Here is a 20414-nt window from a genome sequence, read left to right on the forward strand (position 1 = left end):
GCGGGGTCAGCCGCCGACCTTGCTGGGAAGACCCGCCGCCTTCCAGCCCAGCATGCCGCCGGCCAGATGCTTGTCGTAAGGCAGGCCCGCGGCCTGCGCCGCCAGCGAGGCCGTCACCGAACGCTTGCCCGAGCGGCAGGCGAACACGACCTCCTTGCCCTGCGGATCCGGGATCGCCTTGGGATCGAAGGTCGAGAGCGGCACGACCACGCCGAAAGGATAGGCCTCAGCCTCGACCTCGTTCGGCTCGCGCACGTCGACGAGGAGATAGCGCCCTTCCGCGACACCCTTGGAGACCTCGTCCGGGGTCAGATCCTGTACTTGATTTGCCACATCATCCTCCAACGTCGCGGGCCGCTGCCGGGGCGATCCCGGCGGCCGGCAACCTCGCCTCTCGGCCGGTGAAAATCAAGCGCTACAAAGGCTTGAGCTGTCTTGCGCAAGTTAAAGCTAAATCGCAGCGACTTGAAGCGCGACCTTCAAATGGAGGATCAGATCGTCGCTTCAGATGGTGACCTGGGTGCCGACCTCGACGACGCGGCCGGAGGGGATCTGGAAATAGTCGGTGGCGTCGTTGGCGGAACGGCTGAGCGAGATGAACAGCCGGTCCTGCCAGCGCGGCATGCCGGAATGGGCGGCCGGTTTCAGCGCCCTCCGCGACAGGAAGAAGGAGGTCGACATGATGTCGAACTGCCAGCCGAGCTTGCGGGCGATCGCCAGCGCCTTCGGCACGTTGGGCGATTCCATGAAGCCGAACTTCAGCGTCACCTTGGAGAAGGTCGGCGAGATCTGTTCCAGCTTCACCCGCTCGGCCGGATCGATCCGAGGGGTCTGTGCGGTCTCGATGGTGAGAATGACGTTCTTCTCGTGCAGCACCTTGTAGTGCTTCAGACTATGCATCAGCGCGGTTGGGGCGCTGAGGGGATCGCTGGTCAGGAACACGGCGGTGCCGGGCACGCGCTGCGGCGGCCGCTTCTCCAGCATCGCCACGAGGTCGGCGAGCGGGAATTCGAGTTTGCGCGACTTCTCGAACAGCAGCCGGCTGCCGCGCCGCCACGTGTACATCAGCATGATCATGACTGCGCCGAGCGCCAGTGGCACCCAGCCGCCCTCGAACACCTTCAGCAGATTGGCGGCGAGGAAAGTCAGGTCGAGGAACAGGAACGGCGCGATCAGGGCGGCGGCCGTAAACGGCGACCATTTCCAGACCTTCCAGATCACCACAAAACCCATCATCGCCGTGACCACCATGGTCCCGGTGACGGAGATGCCATAGGCCGAGGCCAGCGCGGTGGAAGAGCGGAACAGCAGCACCAGCAGGACCACCGCCACCAGCAGGAGCTGGTTGATGCGCGGGATGAAGATCTGGCCCGAATGGGCTTCGGACGTATGGCGAATTTCAAAACGCGGCAACAGACCGAGCTGGATCGCCTGGCGCGTCAGCGAATAGGCACCGGTGATGACCGCCTGGCTTGCGATGACAGTTGCGGCGGTCGCCAGCACGACCATGCAGCCGCGGAAAAAACCTTGCGGGAAGAGCTGAAAGAACGGGCTGACAATCGCGCCGGGATCGCCGAGCACGAGGGCGCCCTGCCCCAGATAGTTTAATGCCAGCGACGGCACCACGATGAACAGCCAGGCGGTCTGGATCGGCCGCTTGCCGAAATGGCCGAGGTCGGCATAGAGCGCCTCGGCACCGGTGACCGCCAGGAACACCGCGCCGAGCGTCACGAAGCCGATGATGCCATGGTGGATCATGAAGGACACGGCGTAGAGCGGGTTCAGCGCCAACAGCACCTGCGGCTGCTGGATGATCGGGTGGATCGCCGCGATCGCGATCACGGCGAACCAGACGCACATGATCGGGCCGAAGAAGGCGGCGACGCGAGCGGTACCACGGGACTGCACTGCAAACAGACCGACCAGGATGATGATGGTCAGCGGTACGATGTAGGGCTCGAAGTGCAGGGTGACGTCCTTCATGCCTTCGATCGCCGACAGCACCGAGAGCGCCGGCGTGATCACGGCGTCGCCGTAGAACAGGGCGCCGGAAATGATGCCGAGCAGGACGATGGTTGTTCCGCGGGTGCCGACTGCGCGCTGGGCCAGCGCCATCAGCGCCAGCGTCCCGCCCTCGCCGTTGTTGTCGGCGCGAAGCAGGATCACGACGTATTTGAGCGTCACCACGATGATGAGCGCCCACAGGATCAGGGAGAGCACGCCGAGCACGGCCGCCGGCGTCGGCAGCCCCTCCGCGCCAGAAGCCGCCATGACCGCCTCGCGGAACGCGTAGAGCGGGCTGGTGCCGATATCGCCGTACACGACGCCGATGCTGCCGAGTGTCAGCGCACCGAAACCGGCGGTGGTGTGGGCGTCACCATGCCCATTGGCCGCCGCCGTTTCCGGGGCGGAAATCGCTACATCACTTGTCATGGGAGAGCCTGATGGCCTCTGAAATGCTTCACTGCACAACGGCAGAAGGGCGCGCGGCTTATAGGCCTGCGCTACCGGCATAGCCTAGCCCGATTTTGAGGCCTAGACATGCAATTTTGCATGGCTTCGCCAATCATCGCCTAGATGGTGACCTGGGTTCCGACTTCAACCACCCGCCCGGTGGGAATCTGGAAATAGTCGGTGGCGTCGTTGGCGGACCGACTCAGCGCGATGAATAAATGGTCCTGCCAAAGCGGCATGCCGGACTGCGCCGACGCCTTCAGCGAGCGCCGCGACACGAAGAACGACGTCGACATGATGTCGAACTGCCAGCCCTGCTTGCGCGCGATCGCGAGCGCCTTGGGCACGTTTGGCTGCTCCATGTAACCGAAGCGTAGGCGGACCTTGAAGAACTTGTCGCTGATCTTCTCCATCCGGAAACGCTCCGACAGATCGACCCGCGGCGTGTGCGCGGTCTCGATGGTCAGGACCACGTTGTGCTCGTGCAGCACCTTGTTGTGCTTGAGATTGTGCAGCAGCGCGGTCGGCACAAAGGAGGGATCGCTGGTCAGGAACACCGCGGTGCCCTTGACGATGTGCGGCGGCCGCTTCTCCAGGCTCCGGATCAGATCGTCCAGCGGCACCTCGATGCGGCGCGTTTTCTGGATCAGGATCGCGGACCCTCGCCGCCAGGTCCAGATTGTCCCGGCCATGAGCACGCCGAACAGCAGCGGCACCCAGGCGCCTTCCAGCAGCTTCAGAAGATTCGCGCTGAAGAAGCTGATGTCGACCACGACGAAGGGCAGGATCACCGCCGCGGCCGTCGCCGCGCGCCAGTTCCACAATTTCCAGATCACGATGAAGCCCATGATGCCGTCGGCAACCATGGTGGTGGAGACCGCGATGCCGTAGGCCGAAGCTAGATTGCTGGGCGTGTGGAACAACAGCACCAGCAGCATCACCCCGATCAGGAGCAGCCGGTTTACACGCGGCAGATAGATCTGGCCGGCATGAGTTTCCGAGGTGAAGCGCACCTCGAAGCGCGGCAGGAGGCCGAGCTGCACAGCCTGATAGACCAGCGAATAGGCCCCGGTGATCACCGCCTGGCTCGCGATCACGGTCGCCGCGGTCGCAAGTCCGACCAGCGGCAGCACGAAATGCTCGGGCACCATGCGATAGAAGGAGTGCTCGATCGCGCTGGGATCCGACAGCACCAGTGCGCCCTGCCCGAAATAGTTGATCAGGAGCGCGGGCAGCACGAAGAACATCCAGGCCGACTGGATCGGCTTGCGGCCGAAATGGCCGAGGTCTGCGTAAAGCGCCTCGCCGCCGGTCACCGCGAGGAACACCGCGCCCAGTGTCACCAAGCCGATCGTGCCGTGCGACAGCAGGAATTGCAGCGCGTAATAGGGATTGATTGCTGCCAGCACCGACGGATCGTCAGCGATGTGAACGGCGCCCAACACGGCAAGAACGGTGAACCAGACGACCATCACCGGCCCAAAGGCCGAGGCGACCAGCGCCGTCCCCTTGCTCTGGACCGCGAACAGCAGCGCCAGGATGAGAACGGTCAGGGGAACGACATAGTGCTCGAAAGCGGGTGTTGCGAGCTTCAGACCTTCGACCGCCGACAGCACGGAGATCGCCGGCGTAATCATGGAATCGCCGATGAACATGGAGGCGCCGACCACGCCAAGCGCCGTCAGGAACCAGCTCCGCCGCCCGAGCGCGCGCTGACCGAGGGCCATGAGGGAAAGCGTGCCGCCCTCCCCGTTGTTGTCGGCGCGCAGCAGCAGCAGAACGTATTTGGCGGTGACGACGATCAGCAGCGCCCAGAGGATCAGCGAGAGCACGCCGAGCACCATGACCCGCGAGACCGGCTGACCGTGGGCCGCGCCCCTGACGGCCTCGTGGAATGCGTAGAGCGGCGACGTCCCGATGTCGCCGAAGACGACGCCGATGCTCCCGAGCGTCAGGCCCCAGAAACCCGAGCTGACCGGTCCGTCCGGAGCTTCGGTCGATGTGATGCTCGCCGTCATATGAAACTGGAACGCTTTTGCCCGAGAATTGATCCGGCGCCTTTTGACGGTTCCGGCGCCTCTGTCAATCGGCACATCACCATAGCAGGCGCCGGGGCAGATGCTGTGACGGCGCAGCAACGGTCGTCGCCCACGCGACGACATGCCTCAGGTAAGATTGTGGCACAAGAGCCCTGAGCCTTTCCGTCCCCGACCGAACGGGAATTGGCTCTACATCCTTGTTTTGTCGCGTTTTCTTCGCGCGAAACAGGTCCGCTTCGCTCGAATGCGCCCTACGGCTTCAGATTCGGCGGCAGCGGCGGATCTTCGCGCATCAGGGTGATGGTCACCCGCCGGTTGGCAGCGAGCGAGGGATCGTCAGGAAACAGCGGCTGGGTGTCCGCCTTGCCGGAGACGGCAAAGACATGGGCGCCCGGCAGGCCCTCGCGTTCGAGGATCTGACGCACGGCATTGGCGCGGTCGGCCGACAGGTCGAAGGCGCCGTAGTCGCTGCGGGTCGGCACGAATCCAGCCGCGGTGTGGCCGGCGATGGAGACGCGCAGCGGCGTCGCCTTGAGCGGGACAGCGAGCTTCTCGATCAGGCGACGGGTGCGGTCATAGGGCACTTTGGAGCCGTCGGCGAACATCGAGCGGCCGTCCTGGTCCACGATCTCGAGGTTGAGGCCCTGCTTGGTCTCCTCGAACATGATGTGCTTGGACATCTCGGTTAGTTCCGGCATGTCCTGCAATGCCTGGCGCAGCGAGGCCGCCGCCAGTGCAAAATTGCGGTCGACCTTGATCTTGGCGCCCGAGGTGCGGTCACGATCCTCCTGGTCCGGCGTCGGCGTGTTGGAGGAGTCCTCGGGCTGAATGTGATCGACGTTCTTCAGCCGTGGGCGGGTCGGCAGGCCGTCGGACTCGACGATACCGGAATAGCGCGCTTCGGTCTGGACACCAAAGGCGTCGCGCATGGAGCCAGCGACGACCTTGAGCTTGTTGGCATCCTGGGTCGAGAACGCGACGAGCATCACGAAGAAGCTCATCATCAGGCCCATCAGGTCGGCGAAGGTCACGAACCAGCCGTGACCGCCTCCGTGTGAATCGCCGCGCTTCTTCTTGGCCATGTCTCAAATCCCGATGCGCGGCCTCAGGCCGGCACCGGCTCGCCTTCGGCGTGGCGGTGCTTCTCGGGCAGATAGGCCAGCAGCATTTCGCGGACCAACGTCGGGCTCTTGGAGTCGCGGATCATCAGGATGCCGTCGATGATCAGCGTGCGGTTGGTCTCTTCGTCCAGGAGCTTGCCATGCAGCTTGTCGGCGATCGGGGTACAGAACAGGTTGGCGACCAGCGCGCCGTAGAGAGTCGCGAGCAGCGCGGTCGCCATGAACGGGCCGAGCTTTGAGGGGTCGGTCATGTTGGCGAACATCTGCACCATGCCGATCAGCGTGCCGACCATGCCAAAGGCCGGGGCGCAGTCGCCGATGGCGCGGTAGATCTTGCTGCCTTCGTCCAGATGCATCAAAAAATTATCGCGGTCGCGCTCGAGATTGTCGCGAATGAAATCGAGGTCGTAGCCGTCGGCGACGTAGCGGATGCCCTTGGCGAGGAACGGCTCGTCGGTCTCGACTTTTTCCAGCCCCACCGGGCCCTGCTTGCGGGCGATCTCGGCGATACGGGCGAGTTCGTCGACCAGATCGTGCGCCGACAGACGGCTCATCGTGAAGGCAAACTTGGCGCCGAGCGGCAGGCCGTGGATCAGCGTCGAGAGCGGAAAGCGGATCATGGTCGCAGCCGTCGAGCCGCCGAAGATGATGATCATCGCATGCTCGGAAACGAACATGTGGAGATCGCCGCCCAGCAGCATCATCGTCGCGATGACGACAATACCCGCCACGAGCCCGATGCTCGTCATGATATCCATGGGAGACTCCAACGCGAACGCAACAACGGCCGTCCTGGCCGATGGCGCGGCCCAACCCCGAACCGCATCGGAAACCCTAGTGAGCCGCGATTAAAGACGCGTAAAGGTTAAGTGGAGCCGTCGCGCCTGGCGGCCGCAGCGCGCTGAAAGGCGCCGGCTTTTGCCGAGTGCCGACAGGGATTTCAACATTTCGCTAACCATAGGGCGTTGCGCGTACCCCATCACTCAAGGCCGTGCGCGCGCGATCCCTTCGGCTGCGGCCCTGCGCCACATCGGGGGCGACCGATCAGTTGGTATTCTGGAGCGGGCCGGCTCCTCAGGGCGGAAGGCATCGCAATGGTGACGCTGTTCAGTCTTCTCACCGCGCTTCCCGCAGTGCTGGCGCTCCACATGCTCGAACCCGGGCTCGTCCTGCCGGCCTTCAGCGTGCTGCTCTTTGTCGAGGCGGCCCTGGCCGTGATCGCAGCGCGCCTGATCCACATCCCGGACAATGCAGACGATATCACCCTGTGGGATTTTGCCGGCGGGTTCACCTTGATCGGATGCGCTGCCGCGGTGCTCGGCGAGCCGGATCAAGCTGCCTTGTTCCTGACGGAACAGGGCAGCCTGCGAGCGGCGTCGCAGCCGTAGATCGTTCCAGTCCCGCCGTTAGTGAATCTCCGCCGAGCGCTTCAGCGCGGCCTTCAACTTCTCTAGCGAGAAGTCGGGGCTGCGGGCGATCTCGAGGATCGGCGTCTCGCGACGGCCGCAGAGCTCGGCAGCCTCGGGCAGCTTTGCGGCGATATCGTGCGGAATCACGATGGCGCCGTGCTGGTCGGCGTGGATCAAATCGTCCGACTTCACGGTCATGCCGGCGACGCGCACCTCGCCGCCAAAGCTCTCGGCATGCACCCATGCATGCGACGGGCCGATCGAGCCGGCCAGTGCCTGGAAGCCCGGTGCCCATTGCGGAATGTCGCGGATCGAACCGTCGGTGATGACGCCGAGACAGCCGAGCGCCTTGTGCACGTTGCTCTGCACCTCGCCCCAGAACGCGCCGTAGCCGACGTCGGGACCGTCGATGTCCTGGATCACCGAGATGCGCGGACCGTGGCCGGTACCGACATATTCGTAATATTCGATGCGGCGCTTGGACTGCTCTTCCGGCGGTAGCGAATTTTTCAGCACCGAGCGGATCGCGACCGTGCGGGCATAGCCGACGATCGGGGGCAGATCGGGAAATGGGCAGACCAGCGGCTTGGTGGTGTAGCCGATCAGCCGGCGCTCGGGCGCCACGATCTCCATGGCATTGCAGATCGTCGGCGTGTCATAGCGGCCCAGCGCTTCGAGGACGGAAGCGGGCAGCGGCCCGGTCGCGTTATTCGTCACGGCGTTCTCTCCCAGATTGGCGGCCGCTGTTGGCGCGGTGCCGCCTGCACCGGGCGATATAGCCGAGATCGGGCCTCAACCCAACTCAGGGCGCCTCATGGCAGATATCCAAGTCTTGCCGCTCAGGACCTTGCCGTTCAGTGCAGTCGGTCGGGCCGGTCGTCTTCGCGCGGCGGCTCCGACAGATTTGCCAGCGTCGGTGCCGAGGGCGGCGACGAGACCTCGCCTCCCGCCGGCGCCGTGGCTTCCATCGCGCGCGCCTGGTCGCGATAGGATTTGTAGCCGAGCGGCAAAGCGAGGAGATACAGCACCGTTCCGATGGACAGCACGTGCCAGGGATAGGCGATCAGGATCGCGATGAACACGACCACCGCGACGAACGCCGGCAGCACCAGTTCGGGCGGCACGCGCATGCGCTTGGTCTTGCCGGAGAACACCGGCAGGCGCGACACCATCAGGAAGGCGATCAGCAGCGTATACGCAGCCGTCACCGCCGCAGGCAGCCGGCCGAGATCGAGGAACGCGACATAGATCGGCAGCAGCACCGTGATCGCGCCGGCCGGCGCCGGCACGCCGGTGAAGAAATTCGCGGCAAAGGCCGGCTTGTTGGGATCGTCCATGGTGGCATTGAAGCGCGCCAGGCGGAGGCCACCGGAGATCGCGAACACCATGGCGGCGATCCAGCCGGCATTGCCGAGCTCGTGCAGCTGCCAGAAATACAGCATCAGGCCGGGCGCCACGCCGAAATTGACGAAGTCGGCGAGGCTGTCGAGCTCGGCGCCGAACTTGGACTGCCCCTTGATCATGCGCGCGATGCGGCCGTCGATCCCATCGAGCGCCGCCGCAAACACGATGGCGTAGACCGCGAGCGACATCCGCCCCTCGATCGAGAGCCGGATCGAGGTCAGGCCGGCGCAGATCGCCAGCAGTGTGATGACGTTGGGTACCAGCATGCGCACCGGGATCGGGCGGAACCGCCGGCGGCGCACGTCTGGATCTCTAGAGTCGTAGGGCGTCATGGCTCGTCCTCACCTTGGGGCGAGATATAGCAAGCCGCGTTCCCCTCCGCCATTGCGGCGGAAGGCCCCTCGGGCCGACTTATTGGCTAATTGGAGCGGTAGGCGCGGCTCGGGTCGTCTCCGGCGAGATCGGCCAGAATCGTCTCGCCGGCGATCGCGGTCTGCCCTTCCGAGACCAGCGCCCTGGTGCCCAGCGGCAGATAGACGTCGAGCCGCGAGCCGAAGCGGATCAGGCCGAAGCGCTCACCGGCGCCGATCGTCTGCCCTTCTTTGACGAAGCAGACGATGCGCTTGGCGACGAGCCCTGCAATCTGGACCACGCCGATCCGCGCCGTCGGCGTCGTGATCGCCAGCGAGTTGCGCTCATTGTCCTCGCTCGCCTTGTCCAGCTCGGCATTGATGAACAGGCCGGGGCGGTAGGCGATACGGTCCACCCGGCCCGCGATCGGGCTGCGGTTCACATGGCAGTTGAACACGCTCATGAACACCGAGACGCGCGGCAGCGGCCGGTCGCCGAGCCCAAGTTCGGCCGGCGGCAGCGCCATGGTGATCATCGAGACGCGGCCGTCGGCGGGCGACACCACGAGCCCCTCGCGCACCGGGGTCACGCGCACGGGGTCGCGGAAGAACAGCGCGCACCACACGGTCAGGATGGTGCCGATCCACCCCAACGGCGACCACAGCCAGAACAGGACCAGGCTTGCCAGCGCAAAGCCGCCGATGAAGGGATAACCCTCCTTGTGGATCGGCGGGATCTGACGCTGGATCGAATCGAGAATGGACATCGCTATTTGCCGCTCAGGGTTGATGGCGCAGGTCGTCCCGCGCGGTGGTGTTGTTTAGGCCAGAGTTGGGACCGGAGACAAGGTCACTCCGCCGCCGCAGGCGCCGTCAGGACATCGGCGACCGGCGGTGGCTCCCGGTTGGGCGCCTCGTCAGGGTCGGCCATCCTGGCCAGTTTCTCGCGCGCCGCCTCGGCCTCGCGCTGCCTGTTCCACATGCTGGCGTAAAGTCCCCCCTCCGCGAGCAGTTTTGCGTGGGTGCCACGCTCGGCAATGCGGCCCTGGTCCAGCACGATGATCTCGTCGGCGCCGACGATGGTCGAGAGCCGATGGGCGATCACCAGCGAAGTACGGTTCTTCGCCACGCGCTCGAGCGCACCCCGGATTTCGTGCTCGGTGTGGGTGTCCAATGCGGAGGTCGCCTCGTCCAGCACCAGGATCGGCGGCGCCTTCAATACGGTCCGCGCGATCGCGACGCGCTGTTTTTCGCCGCCGGACAGTTTCAGGCCGCGTTCGCCGACCTGGGTCTCGTAGCCTTTCGGCGCCATGCGGATGAAATGGTCGATCTGCGCCAGCTGCGCTGCCTGCTCGACCTCGATATCGCTGGCGTCCCAGCGACCGTAGCGGATGTTGTAGCGGATGGTGTCGTTGAACAGCACGGTGTCCTGCGGCACCATGCCGATGGACGCGCGCAAGCTCGCCTGCGTGACCTCGCGAATGTCCTGGCCATCGATCAGGATGCGGCCGCCGGAGATGTCGTAGAGGCGGAACAGCAGCCGCGAGATGGTCGATTTGCCGGCGCCGGACGGGCCGACGATCGCCACCGTCTTGCCGGCTGGCACCTCGAAGCTGATGCCCTTCAGGATCGGGCGCGCAGGCTCATAGGCGAAGCGCACGTCCTCGAAACGCACATTGCCCGCGGAGACCACCAGCGGCTTCGCGCCCGGCGCATCCTTGATCTCGGCCTCGCGCCCCAGCACGTTGAACATCTTCTCGATGTCGATGATCGCCTGCTTGATCTCGCGATAGACCATGCCCATGAAGTTCAAGGGCTGGTAAAGCTGGATCATCATGGCGTTGACCAGCACGAAATCGCCGACCGTGTTGGTGCCGTTGCGCACACCGATCGCGCACATCAGCATGGTCGCGGTCAGCCCCAGCGTGAAGATCACGGCCTGCCCGGTGTTGAGCACGGCAAGCGAAGTATAAGCCTGCACGCTCGACTCCTCGTAACGCGCGACCGATCGGTCGTAGCGCTGCGCCTCACGGGTCTCGGCGCTGAAATATTTGACGGTCTCGTAGTTGAGCAGCGAGTCGATCGCCTTGGTGTTCGCCTCGGTGTCGGCGTCGTTCATCTTGCGGCGGATACCGATTCGCCACTCGGTCGCGATGTAGGTGTAGTACATGTAGACCGCGACAGTGACGAGGGTCGCGAGCACGTAGCGCCAATCGAACTGCCACAGCAGCACGGCCATCAGCAGCGAGACCTCGACGATGGTCGGGATCAACTGCAGGATCACCATGCGCACGATAACCTCGATGCCCTCGCGGCCGCGCTCGAGCACGCGCGTCAGGCCGCCGGTCTTGCGCTCCAGGTGGAAGCGCAGCGACAGCTCGTGCATGTGGATGAAGGTGATGGTGGCAAGCTTGCGCACCGCGTGCATGGCGACGCGCGCGAAAATGCCGTCGCGCCATTGCGTCAGCACCGCCATCACGATACGCATCACGCCGTAGCTGGCGGTCAGCAGCAGCGGCGAGGCGATCACCCAGAGGTGCCAATTGTCGGCCTGAACCGGCGCGGTGTTGGCGCCGGTCAGCGCGTCGGTCGCCCATTTGAAGCTGAAAGGAACCGTCAGCGTGATCAGCTTGGCGGCAAGCAGCAGCACCATCGACCAGACCACGCGCATCTTCAGGTCGAAGCGGTCGCCCGGCCAGATATAGGGCCACAGATGCGCCAGCGTGCCCATCAGCGTGGCCCGCTCCAGCGGCCCTCCGGCGGGATCAGGAACGTTGGGGCCGGCGGGCGATTGAGCTTGGTCCATCAAGAAGCCTGAAAAGCCCGTCGGATGCGGGCTGTGTTGCCATTAAGGATTTTCGTTTGTCATATAGAGCCTTACCGATGCCCATGCACCCGCCAGATGGCGAATCTTCGATTGTTCGCCGTCGTTTACCGGTAGATTTCCGGAAGTCCCGAATCACCGATTGGGCTTGACGCCTCTCCGCTGCAATGCATCATGGCACCAATGAGCACGATCAAAACCGTCTGTGTCTATTGCGGCTCCGGCCCAGGAACAAATCCCCGTTTCACCGAAGGCGCCAAGGCGTTCGGCAAGGCGCTCGCCGAGAACAACATCCGCCTCGTCTATGGCGGCGGCTCGCTCGGCCTGATGGGCTCGGTCGCGACCTCCGTGCTCGATCACGGCGGCACCGTCACCGGCATCATCCCCGATTTCCTCCGGATGCGCGAAAACGCGCTGACCCGCGTGCAGGAGATGATCGTCACCCCCGACATGCACGAGCGCAAGCGCTTGATGTTCGAACGCTCCGACGCCTTCGTGGCGCTGCCGGGCGGCGTCGGCACGCTGGAGGAACTGGTCGAGCAATTGACCTGGAAGCAGTTGGGACGTCACGCCAAGCCGGTGCTGCTTGCCAACATCGATAATTTCTGGGAGCCGCTATTCTCGCTGCTGTCGCACATGCGCCAGACCGAGTTCATCCGCGCCGGGCTTTCGGTCGACATCCTCAAGGCCGATCGGATCGAAGAGATTTTGCCGAAGCTGAAATCGGCTGCAGCGCAGATCGAAGACGCGGAAAAGCAGCTCGCCCCGGAAATGGCGCGCAAGCTTTAGTCCGCGGGAAACGTCACCGCCTCGATCCGGTTACCATCGGGGTCGACGACGAAAGCTGCGTAATAACGCACGCGATCGTGCGGGCGGATACCCGGCGCGCCGTCGGACGCGCCGCCGGCGGACAGCGCCGCGGCGTGAAATGCATCGACCTCGGCGGTCGTCCTGGCCCGCAGGCAGATATGCACGCCGCTCTCCGGCGCGACGTGCGGCATTCCCTCGCGCAGATTGATCCAGAATTCGGGATAGGCCTTGCCAAAGCCGATCGTCCGCGGCCGCGTGACGACGCGCGTGAGTCCGAGGGCCCCGAGCGTTGCTTCGTAAAATGTCGCCGAGCGTTCGAGATCACTGACGCCGACGGAGATGTGATCGATCATGGGTCGCGCTCCCCTCTCTCCTCGTCATTGCGAGCGAAGCGAAGCAATCCAGACTGGCTCAGCGGAAGCAGTCTGGATTGCTTCGTCGCTTCGCTCCTGCAATGACGGCGTATATGGCACCGCCATAGCTCACGCCACCATCCCCTATGCCGGCGCGCCCGACTTCACCAGCTTGTAGATCACCGAATCCATCAGTGCCTGGAACGAGGCGTCGATGATGTTGGGGGACACCCCGACCGTGGTCCAGCTGTCGCCGTTCTCATCCTCGCTCTCGATCAGGACGCGCGTGACCGCACCGGTGCCGCCGTTGAGGATACGGACGCGATAGTCGATCAGCGTCAGGCCTTCGATATATTTCTGGTACTTGCCGAGATCCTTGCGCAGCGCGACGTCGAGCGCGTTGACGGGACCGTTGCCTTCGGCCGCCGAGATCAGATGCTCGCCGGCGACGTCGACCTTGACCACCGCCAGCGCCACCGTGACGCGCTCGCCATGCGAATTGTAGCGCTGCTCGACATTGACGTCGAACTGCTCGACCTCGAAATAATGCGGCACCTTGCCGAGCGTGCGCCGCGCCAGCAGCTCGAAGGAGGCATTGGCGGATTCATAGGCGTAGCCCTGCGCCTCGCGCTCCTTCAACTCCTCGACCAGCCGCGACAGCTTCGGATCGCTCTTCTCATAGGCGATATCGGCGCGATTGAGCTCGGCAATGACGTTGGAGCGGCCGGCCTGGTCGGACACCAGCACCTTGCGATGATTGCCGACCAGCTCCGGCAAGACATGCTCGTAGGTCTGCGGATCCTTCAGCACGGCAGAGGCATGGATGCCGGTCTTGGTGACGAAGGCGCTCTCGCCGACATAGGCCGCATGCCGGTTCGGCACGCGGTTGAGCATGTCGTCGAGCGTGCGCGACACCTTGACGAGGGTTGCGAGCTTCTCCGTCGTGACGCCGATCTCGAAGGCGTCGGCAAATTCGGCCTTCAGCTTCAAGGTCGGGATCAGCGAGCACAGATTGGCGTTGCCGCAGCGCTCGCCGAGGCCGTTCAGCGTGCCCTGGATCTGCCGCGCGCCGGCGCGCACCGCGGCGAGCGAATTCGCCACCGCCTGCTCGGTGTCGTTATGGGCGTGGATGCCGAGATGGTCGCCGGGGATGTGCTTGGTCACTTCAGCAACGATGGACTCGACCTCGTTGGGCATGGTGCCGCCGTTGGTGTCGCACAGCACCACCCAGCGCGCGCCGGCTTCATAGGCGGCTTTCGCGCAGGCGAGCGCGAAACCGGAATCCTCTTTGTAGCCGTCGAAGAAATGCTCGCAGTCGAGCATGACCTCGCGGCCGGCGGCCCTCGCTGCTGCGACGCTGTCGCGGATCGAGGCGAGATTCTCCTCCTTGGTCGTCTCCAGCGCAACGCGCACCTGATAGGCCGACGACTTCGCCACGTAGCAGATCACGTCGGCTTTGGCTTCCAGCAGCCCGGCCACGCCGGGATCGTTGGAGACCGAGCGCCCTGCCCGACGTGTCATGCCGAACGCAGTGAAGCGCGCATGCGAAAACTTGGGCTTGGCGCCGAAGAACTCGGTGTCGGTCGGATTGGCGCCGGGATAGCCGCCCTCGACATAGTCGATGCCGAGTTCATCGAGCATCTGGGCGATGATCTGCTTGTCGGTCAGCGTGAAATCGACGCCATTGGTCTGCGCGCCGTCGCGCAGCGTGGTGTCGAACAGATAGAGACGCTCCTTGCTCATTGCAGGGCTCCCGACGCAGGCCCGCTGCCGAGCGTCTTCTGCATGGTGGTGTTGGCCAGCCACTCGTCGTTGACGGTGATGCTGTTGCGCTGCATGGCGACATAGCCGCGCTTGGCGAAAAAGCCCTGCGCGTTGTCGCTGGCGTCGACCGTCAGCTTGTCGGCGCCGCGGCCGCCCGCAAGCTTTTCCAGCGCATCGACGAGCATCGTCGCGAGTCCCTGCCCGGCCACGGCCGGATGCACATAGAGCATGCGGATGTGATCCTTGCCGCGCAGCGACGCGAAGCCCACGGGCGATCCCTCCAGCGTTGCGATCAGCGTCAGGTCGGAGGCGAGCCGCTTGCCGAATTCTTCGTCCTCGGCTGCGGCCATCCAGGCCTGCTGCTGCGCTTCGCTATAGTCGTCGCCGGTCAGCTCTTCGATGCTGGCGGTGAAGATCGCGGCAAGAACCGGCACGTCCTCCGGCAGGAAGGGCCGCAAGCCGGGCTTTGGGAGTGCTTGTGCCATCGTCTTCACCACATCCCATAGAGTTTCAGCGCCAGCGCCACGGCGGCGCCGAGCAGCAGGATTTTCAGCGCGATGTAATAGAACCAGTGCCGCGGAAAAGGCGTGTCGGGCCGCTTCATCGCGCGACCTCCCACGTCGTGCCTTCCTTGGAGTCCTTGATCGCAACGCCCATCGCGGCAAGCAGATCGCGGATACGATCGGACTCCGCAAAGTCCTTGCGCGCACGCGCCGCCGTCCGCTCCGAGATCAGGCGCTCGACTTCCTTGGCATCGACGCCGCTCGCCTGCTGCTTGCGCCCTTCCCATTGCGCGGCACTCTCGGAGAGAAAGCCGAGCAGCCGCAACGAAGCCGCGAGGGCACCAACGTCGCTGCCGCGCAGGCCATGCAGCGCCGCGATGGCCAGCGGCGTGTTGAGGTCGTCGAGCAGCGGCTCGATCACTGATGGAGCCGGCTTGCCGGGCGCGACGTCAGCCGCGACCCGATACCAATCGTCGAGCGTCCTGGCGCTCTCCTCCAGCGATTTCATCGTCCAGTCGATCGGCGAGCGGTAATGCGTCTTGAGCATATTCAGGCGCAGCACTTCGCCCGGCCAGTCCGCGAGCAGCTCGTGAATCGTGACGAAGTTGCCGAGCGATTTCGACATCTTCTCACTCTCGACCTGCAGGAAGCCGTTATGCATCCAGTAGTTCGCCATGCGCTCCCGGTGGAAGGCGCAGCAGGTCTGCGCGACCTCGTTCTCGTGATGCGGAAACACGAGATCGATGCCGCCGCCATGGATGTCGAAGTGCTCGCCGAGATGCTTCCAGGCCATGGCCGAGCACTCGACATGCCAGCCCGGGCGCCCCTGCGCGGCGACGCCGGCCGGTGACGGCCATGACGGCTCGCCGGGCTTGGACGGCTTCCATAGCACGAAGTCGGTGTTGCCCTTCTTGTAGGGCGCGACATCGACGCGGGCGCCGGCGACCATCTCGTCCAGCGAGCGATTGGACAGCGCGCCATAGCGCGGCAGCCCGGCATTCGCCGCATTCATCGCCTGCGGCGAGAACAGCACGTGATCCTCCGCAACGTAGGCGAAGCCGCCGGCGACCAACCGCTCGATGATCTCGCGCATTTCGCCGATATGCTCGGTGGCACGCGGCTCGACGCTCGGCCGCAGCGCACCGAGTGCGTCGACGTCGGCGTGAAACTGCTTGCCGGTCTGCTCGGTGACTTTCCGGATCGCCTCGTTCAGCGGCAGGCCGGGGAAATCCCGCGCGGCGCGGTCGTTGATCTTGTCGTCGACGTCGGTGATGTTGCGGACATATTTGACGTGGGCCGCGCCATAGAGATGGCGCAGCAGCCGAAACAGCACGTCGAACACGATCACCGGCCGGGCGTTGCCGATATGGGCGAAGTCATAGACCGTCGGTCCGCAGACATACATGCGGACGTCCTCGGCATCGAGCGGCACGAAGGTGCGCTTCTCCCGGCTCAGCGTATCGTAAAGGCGCAATTCCATAAGGATACCCGTCGGCTGTTGGCCGGGCGTCCAGTGCTCTCAATGGTTTTGAGAAAAGACGGCTCCAGCCAGCGAATCGCTAGCTCGTAATCTCGCGGCAAATGGCGCAAATGACGAGGAGACCGTTCATGACGGAACATATGGGCTATGAGGCGGCCCCGCGTCAAGAGAGCCGCGAAAACGCCGTTTTATCTCCGCAATGCGCAGCCGCCGCACACAGATGGCTTATCTCCTTAACCATTTGAGCCCATTCTGGAACTGGCAGTTCCCATTTTTTTGCCCCGGTGTTTTCATGCGATCATTGCTCGCGCTCATTTCCTGCGCCTCCATTCTTGTCGTTTCCAGCGCTCTCGCCGAGACCCGCGTCTTCATCATCCCCAACCAGGCGGATGGCTACGGCCTCGATCAGTGCCTGGCCAAAAGCGACAAATGCGGCGCGCAGGTCGCCCGCACCTACTGCCAGTCACGCGATTTTGCCCAGGCTTCGGCCTATCGCCGGGTCGATCCCGACGAAATTACCGGCTCTGTCCCCAAATCCGGCGCAAACTGCTCCCATGGCCATTGCGATGAATATGTCGCAATCACCTGCCAGCGCTGAATTCGCTCGGAACTGGCGTACCTTAGGTCCAATCCCCGGCCTCTGAAACGACGTGACGATGCCGCAGGAAGCGGCTATGGGAGGGCGCGCTTCGGCCCCCCACATCACGCGTGGCCGTGACCTCGCTAGAATGGCGGATATGCCTGAATTTTTGTCTCTCTCCCGTGCTCGCTCGATCCTTGCCTGCGCCGTGCTCTTGAGCACGGTCGCGCTCGCCAATGGTGCTTCCGCACAGGCCGGCCCGCCGGGACCGCCGCCTCAGCCCGGCCAGAACGGGCTCGGACCCAACCCGATGTGCGCGCGCCTGGAAGGCCAGCTCGCCGGTCTCGATCGTGGCGGCGGCGGTGATCCCGCGCGCGAAGACCAGATCCGCCGCTATCAGGAGTCCCAGAGCAAGCAGCAGGCCGAGCTTGACCGCGTCACCATGCAGGCCAAGCGCATGGGTTGCGATTCCTCCGGCTTCTTCTCGCTGTTTAGCGGCCAGTCGGCGCAATGCGGTCCGGTCAACACCCAGATCCAGCAGATGCGCGCCAATCTGGACCAGATCACCGGCAATCTCGAACGCCTGCGCGGTGGCGCCGGCGGCTTCAGCCCCGAGCGTGACAACCAGCGCCGCTCGGTGCTGGCAGCGCTGGCGCAGAACAATTGCGGCCCGCAATATGCCAACGCCGCGCAGTCGCAAGGCGGCGGCAATTTCCTGAGCAATCTGTTCGGCGGCAACAACCCCAACAATCCGCAAGGCGTGCCGCCGTCCGATCTCGGCCCGCAATCAGGCACCTATCGTACCGTGTGCGTACGCACCTGCGACGGCGCCTACTTCCCGGTCTCATTTGCGACCGTGCCGGCGCGCTTCCCCGACGATGAGAAGACCTGCAAGGCGCTGTGCCCGGCCGCCGAAGCCGTGCTCTACACCCATCGCAATCCCGGCGAAGACATGAACTCCGCGGTCTCCACCAGCGGCCAGCCCTACACGGCGCTGCCGACCGCCTTCAAATTCCGCAGCGAGTTCAACCCGTCCTGCTCCTGCAAGGCCGCGGGCCAGACCTGGGCGGACGCACTCAAATCGGCAGACGACAAGGCATCGGCCGAGCAGCAGGGTGACATCATCGTCACCGAAGAGAGCGCCAAGAAGATGCAGCAGCGGCAGCTCAACAAGGGCACGCCTGCGAATGCCAAGAAGGGCGCAGCGCCGGCAACGGCAACCGCGCCGGCAGCAACGCCGCCGGCGGAAACGGGCACCGCTACGACCTCGTCCGAGAACAAGCCGATCCGTTCGGTCGGGCCAAGCTTCCTGCCGCAACAGCAGAAGTAGGCGGCTCTTCCCTTCTCCCCTTGCGGGAGAAGGTGGCGCGAAGCGCCGGATGAGGGGTTCTATCCGCGCCCACATGTGCACATGAGTACGCGGAGATAGACCCCTCACCCGAATGAGTTCGCTTCGACGGCGGAGCTGCCCTCTCCCGCAAGGGGCGAGGGCACAACAACGCCCATCTCGCTTGCGGAAACGGCAGCGCAAGCGCCAGCCTCACCCCTCGAACGCGTCCATCGAGGCTTTGCTCCCACGCGACACCAGCGTCTCGTCCGGGGCGGCGAGCTGCTCGCCTTTGTCGCGAAAACGGTTGGTGATGGGATAGCGGCGGTCGCGGCCGAAATTCCTGGCGGTGACCTTGACGCCCGGCGCGGCCTGGCGGCGCTTGTATTCGGCCACGTTGAGGAGATGATCGATGCGGGTGACCGTCTCGCGGTCGAAGCCGGCGGCGATGATCGTGTCGAGCGGCTCTTCGCGCTCGATGAGACGCTCCAGGATGGCATCGAGCACGTCGTAAGCCGGCAACGAATCCTGGTCGGTCTGGTTCTCGCGTAGCTCCGCGGTCGGCGGACGCGTGATGATGTCGGGCGGGATCACCTCGCCGGCCGGCCCCAGCGCCCCCTCGGGCTTCCACGAATTGCGCAAGCTTGCCAACCGAAACACCTGCGTCTTGTAGATGTCCTTGATCGGATTGAAGCCGCCGTTCATGTCGCCGTAAAGCGTGGCGTAGCCGACCGACATTTCCGACTTGTTGCCGGTTGTCACCACCATCAGGCCGGTCTTGTTGGAGATCGCCATCAGCAGCGTGCCCCGGGTCCGGGCCTGGAGATTTTCTTCGGTGACATCGGGCGGCAGATTCTTGAAGACGCCGGACAGGATGGTCTCGAACCCGGTCACCGCTTCCGCGATCGGCAGCACCTCGTAGCGGATGCCGAGATGGCCGGCGAGCTCGCCGGCGTCCGCAATCGAGCTTGCCGCAGTGTAGCGATAAGGCAGCATCACGCCATGCACCTGATCCGCACCCAGCGCATCGACCGCGATCGCGGCGCACAGCGCGGAGTCGATGCCGCCGGAAATCCCGAGCAGCACACCAGGAAAGCCATTCTTGGCGACGTAGTCGCGCAAACCCAGCACGCAGGCCGCGTAGTCGGCGTGGTCGCCCTCGGGCTGCGCGGCGATCGGACCGGTGCAGCGCCAATCGTCGCCGCTTCGTGTAAACCGCAGTGTGGTGACGCTCTCCGCGAACGCCGGCAATTGCGCGGCGAGCGAAAGGTCGCCGTTGAGCGCGAAGGAAGCACCGTCGAACACCAGTTCGTCCTGGCCGCAAACCTGGTTGAGATAGACCAGCGGCAGACCGCTCTCGGTGACGCGCGCGACCGCGACCGACAAACGCACGTCGGCCTTGTTGCGGGCGTAAGGAGATCCGTTCGGCACAAGGATGATCTCGGCGCCGGTCTCGGCCAGCGTCTCGACCACGTTCTCGTAGTCCTCGGACTCCTCCAGCCAGATGTCCTCGCAGATCGGCACACCGATGCGCACGCCGCGCACGGTGACGGGGCCCGCCGCAGGGCCGCGCGAAAACAGCCGCTTCTCGTCGAACACACCGTAATTCGGCAGATTGCATTTGAAGCGCAGGCCAGCGATACGGCCGCCATCGAGCAGCGCGCAGGCATTGTAGAGCCTGCCCTCCTCGACCCAAGGCGTGCCGATCAGCATGGCCGGCCCGCCATCGGCGGTCTCGCGCGCCAGCGCTTCGATCGCGGCGCGGCAGGCCGCCTGAAAGGAAGCCTTCTGCACCAGATCTTCCGGCGGGTAACCGGCGATGAACAATTCCGGAAACAGCACGAGATCGGCGCCGTCGGCGGCTGCCTGCACGCGCGCCGCGCGCGCTTTCGCGGCATTGCCCTCGATGTCGCCCATGGTCGGATTGAGCTGGGCGAGCGTGACCGCGAATGCGTTGAGACGTTCGGTCATGGCACTCCGATCAGAGCATGATCCG

At 64.6% G+C, this 20414-nt stretch carries 18 protein-coding genes; 4 read left to right on the top strand and 14 right to left on the bottom strand.

The window, feature by feature from the left end; translation table 11 throughout:
• Positions 1-6: 6 nt before the first annotated feature.
• The 5 genes from AC0L20_RS02795 to AC0L20_RS02815 all read right to left on the bottom strand — a co-directional run bounded on the left by AC0L20_RS02795 (position 7) and on the right by AC0L20_RS02815 (position 6372).
• A complete protein-coding gene (locus tag AC0L20_RS02795) occupies positions 7-333 on the bottom strand; it encodes a rhodanese-like domain-containing protein (RefSeq protein ID WP_473287327.1) in 327 nt (108 codons plus the stop codon).
• Between the two features lie 171 nt (positions 334-504).
• On the bottom strand, positions 505-2433 hold the full coding sequence (locus AC0L20_RS02800; protein ID WP_473287328.1) for a potassium transporter Kup: 1929 nt from the start codon (positions 2431-2433) through the stop codon (positions 505-507).
• A gap of 140 nt (positions 2434-2573) precedes the next feature.
• Complete coding sequence (locus AC0L20_RS02805) at positions 2574-4472, bottom strand: potassium transporter Kup (protein ID WP_473287329.1); 1899 nt, start codon at positions 4470-4472, stop codon at positions 2574-2576.
• A 272-nt stretch (positions 4473-4744) separates the two neighbouring features.
• Positions 4745-5575: an OmpA/MotB family protein gene (locus AC0L20_RS02810; RefSeq protein ID WP_007608835.1), complete on the bottom strand. Its 831-nt coding sequence runs from the start codon at positions 5573-5575 to the stop codon at positions 4745-4747.
• Between the two features lie 23 nt (positions 5576-5598).
• Positions 5599-6372 carry a motility protein A gene (locus tag AC0L20_RS02815; protein WP_018459340.1) on the bottom strand — a complete coding sequence of 258 codons (774 nt, stop codon included), beginning with the start codon at positions 6370-6372 and terminating at the stop codon, positions 5599-5601.
• Between the two features lie 336 nt (positions 6373-6708).
• Between AC0L20_RS02815 and AC0L20_RS02820 the strand changes: the two genes are divergently transcribed.
• Positions 6709-7002, top strand: a complete 294-nt coding sequence (locus AC0L20_RS02820) for a hypothetical protein (RefSeq protein ID WP_473287330.1) — start codon at positions 6709-6711, stop codon at positions 7000-7002.
• Positions 7003-7020: 18 nt separating this feature from the next.
• Here AC0L20_RS02820 and AC0L20_RS02825 read toward each other — a convergent pair whose 3' ends face one another.
• The 4 genes from AC0L20_RS02825 to AC0L20_RS02840 all read right to left on the bottom strand — a co-directional run bounded on the left by AC0L20_RS02825 (position 7021) and on the right by AC0L20_RS02840 (position 11583).
• Positions 7021-7740, bottom strand: coding sequence for an RraA family protein (locus AC0L20_RS02825; RefSeq protein ID WP_473287331.1), 720 nt, complete (start codon positions 7738-7740; stop codon positions 7021-7023).
• A gap of 137 nt (positions 7741-7877) precedes the next feature.
• Positions 7878-8759, bottom strand: a complete 882-nt coding sequence (locus tag AC0L20_RS02830; protein WP_247408117.1) for a CDP-alcohol phosphatidyltransferase family protein — start codon at positions 8757-8759, stop codon at positions 7878-7880.
• An 86-nt stretch (positions 8760-8845) separates the two neighbouring features.
• Positions 8846-9550 carry a phosphatidylserine decarboxylase gene (locus tag AC0L20_RS02835; protein ID WP_473287469.1) on the bottom strand — a complete coding sequence of 235 codons (705 nt, stop codon included), beginning with the start codon at positions 9548-9550 and terminating at the stop codon, positions 8846-8848.
• Between the two features lie 77 nt (positions 9551-9627).
• The gene (locus AC0L20_RS02840; RefSeq protein ID WP_473287332.1) at positions 9628-11583 is read right to left on the bottom strand and encodes an ABCB family ABC transporter ATP-binding protein/permease; all 1956 of its coding nucleotides are present in this window, start codon (positions 11581-11583) and stop codon (positions 9628-9630) included.
• Between the two features lie 201 nt (positions 11584-11784).
• On the opposite strand from AC0L20_RS02840, the gene AC0L20_RS02845 reads away from it, so the two are divergent.
• Entirely contained in the window at positions 11785-12390 is a 606-nt protein-coding gene (locus AC0L20_RS02845) for an LOG family protein (protein ID WP_018459347.1), read from the top strand.
• On the opposite strand, the gene AC0L20_RS02850 is transcribed toward AC0L20_RS02845, so the two are convergent.
• The 4 genes from AC0L20_RS02850 to cysS form a co-directional block, all read right to left on the bottom strand.
• Positions 12387-12764, bottom strand: coding sequence for a VOC family protein (locus AC0L20_RS02850; RefSeq protein WP_473287333.1), 378 nt, complete (start codon positions 12762-12764; stop codon positions 12387-12389). The two genes, AC0L20_RS02845 and AC0L20_RS02850, sit on opposite strands and share 4 nt — an antisense overlap.
• Before the next feature lie 144 nt (positions 12765-12908).
• A complete protein-coding gene (gene cimA / locus AC0L20_RS02855; protein WP_473287334.1) occupies positions 12909-14507 on the bottom strand; it encodes a citramalate synthase in 1599 nt (532 codons plus the stop codon).
• On the bottom strand, positions 14504-15013 hold the full coding sequence (locus AC0L20_RS02860; protein WP_473287335.1) for a GNAT family N-acetyltransferase: 510 nt from the start codon (positions 15011-15013) through the stop codon (positions 14504-14506). The genes cimA and AC0L20_RS02860 overlap by 4 nt, the downstream gene beginning before the upstream one ends.
• A 115-nt stretch (positions 15014-15128) precedes the next feature.
• Positions 15129-16511 (bottom strand): cysteine--tRNA ligase, encoded by a 1383-nt coding sequence (cysS, locus tag AC0L20_RS02865; protein WP_473287336.1) that lies wholly within the window; start codon positions 16509-16511, stop codon positions 15129-15131.
• 292 nt (positions 16512-16803) lie between these two features.
• Here cysS and AC0L20_RS02870 point away from each other — a divergent pair, with 292 nt between their 5' ends.
• Positions 16804-17109, top strand: a complete 306-nt coding sequence (locus AC0L20_RS02870) for a hypothetical protein (RefSeq protein ID WP_473287470.1) — start codon at positions 16804-16806, stop codon at positions 17107-17109.
• 130 nt (positions 17110-17239) lie between these two features.
• A complete protein-coding gene (locus AC0L20_RS02875; protein ID WP_473287337.1) occupies positions 17240-18421 on the top strand; it encodes a DUF2865 domain-containing protein in 1182 nt (393 codons plus the stop codon).
• A gap of 210 nt (positions 18422-18631) precedes the next feature.
• On the opposite strand, the gene AC0L20_RS02880 is transcribed toward AC0L20_RS02875, so the two are convergent.
• Positions 18632-20389: an NAD+ synthase gene (locus AC0L20_RS02880; RefSeq protein WP_473287338.1), complete on the bottom strand. Its 1758-nt coding sequence runs from the start codon at positions 20387-20389 to the stop codon at positions 18632-18634.
• Positions 20390-20414 lie beyond the last annotated feature (25 nt).

Source organism: Bradyrhizobium sp. Kon58, from assembly GCF_055807455.1.

Excerpts from the sequence above, each read along its gene's own strand:
- AC0L20_RS02800 (WP_473287328.1), bottom strand. The coding sequence starts at position 2,433 with ATGACAAGTGATGTAGCGATTTCCGCCCCGGAAACGGCGGCGGCCAAT.
- AC0L20_RS02805 (WP_473287329.1), bottom strand. The coding sequence starts at position 4,472 with ATGACGGCGAGCATCACATCGACCGAAGCTCCGGACGGACCGGTCAGC.
- AC0L20_RS02810 (WP_007608835.1), bottom strand. The coding sequence starts at position 5,575 with ATGGCCAAGAAGAAGCGCGGCGATTCACACGGAGGCGGTCACGGCTGG.
- AC0L20_RS02815 (WP_018459340.1), bottom strand. The coding sequence starts at position 6,372 with ATGGATATCATGACGAGCATCGGGCTCGTGGCGGGTATTGTCGTCATC.
- AC0L20_RS02820 (WP_473287330.1), top strand. The coding sequence starts at position 6,709 with ATGGTGACGCTGTTCAGTCTTCTCACCGCGCTTCCCGCAGTGCTGGCG.
- AC0L20_RS02830 (WP_247408117.1), bottom strand. The coding sequence starts at position 8,759 with ATGACGCCCTACGACTCTAGAGATCCAGACGTGCGCCGCCGGCGGTTC.
- AC0L20_RS02840 (WP_473287332.1), bottom strand. The coding sequence starts at position 11,583 with ATGGACCAAGCTCAATCGCCCGCCGGCCCCAACGTTCCTGATCCCGCC.
- AC0L20_RS02845 (WP_018459347.1), top strand. The coding sequence starts at position 11,785 with ATGAGCACGATCAAAACCGTCTGTGTCTATTGCGGCTCCGGCCCAGGA.
- AC0L20_RS02850 (WP_473287333.1), bottom strand. The coding sequence starts at position 12,764 with ATGATCGATCACATCTCCGTCGGCGTCAGTGATCTCGAACGCTCGGCG.
- cimA (WP_473287334.1), bottom strand. The coding sequence starts at position 14,507 with ATGAGCAAGGAGCGTCTCTATCTGTTCGACACCACGCTGCGCGACGGC.
- AC0L20_RS02860 (WP_473287335.1), bottom strand. The coding sequence starts at position 15,013 with ATGGCACAAGCACTCCCAAAGCCCGGCTTGCGGCCCTTCCTGCCGGAG.
- cysS (WP_473287336.1), bottom strand. The coding sequence starts at position 16,511 with ATGGAATTGCGCCTTTACGATACGCTGAGCCGGGAGAAGCGCACCTTC.
- AC0L20_RS02870 (WP_473287470.1), top strand. The coding sequence starts at position 16,804 with ATGCGATCATTGCTCGCGCTCATTTCCTGCGCCTCCATTCTTGTCGTT.
- AC0L20_RS02875 (WP_473287337.1), top strand. The coding sequence starts at position 17,240 with ATGGCGGATATGCCTGAATTTTTGTCTCTCTCCCGTGCTCGCTCGATC.
- AC0L20_RS02880 (WP_473287338.1), bottom strand. The coding sequence starts at position 20,389 with ATGACCGAACGTCTCAACGCATTCGCGGTCACGCTCGCCCAGCTCAAT.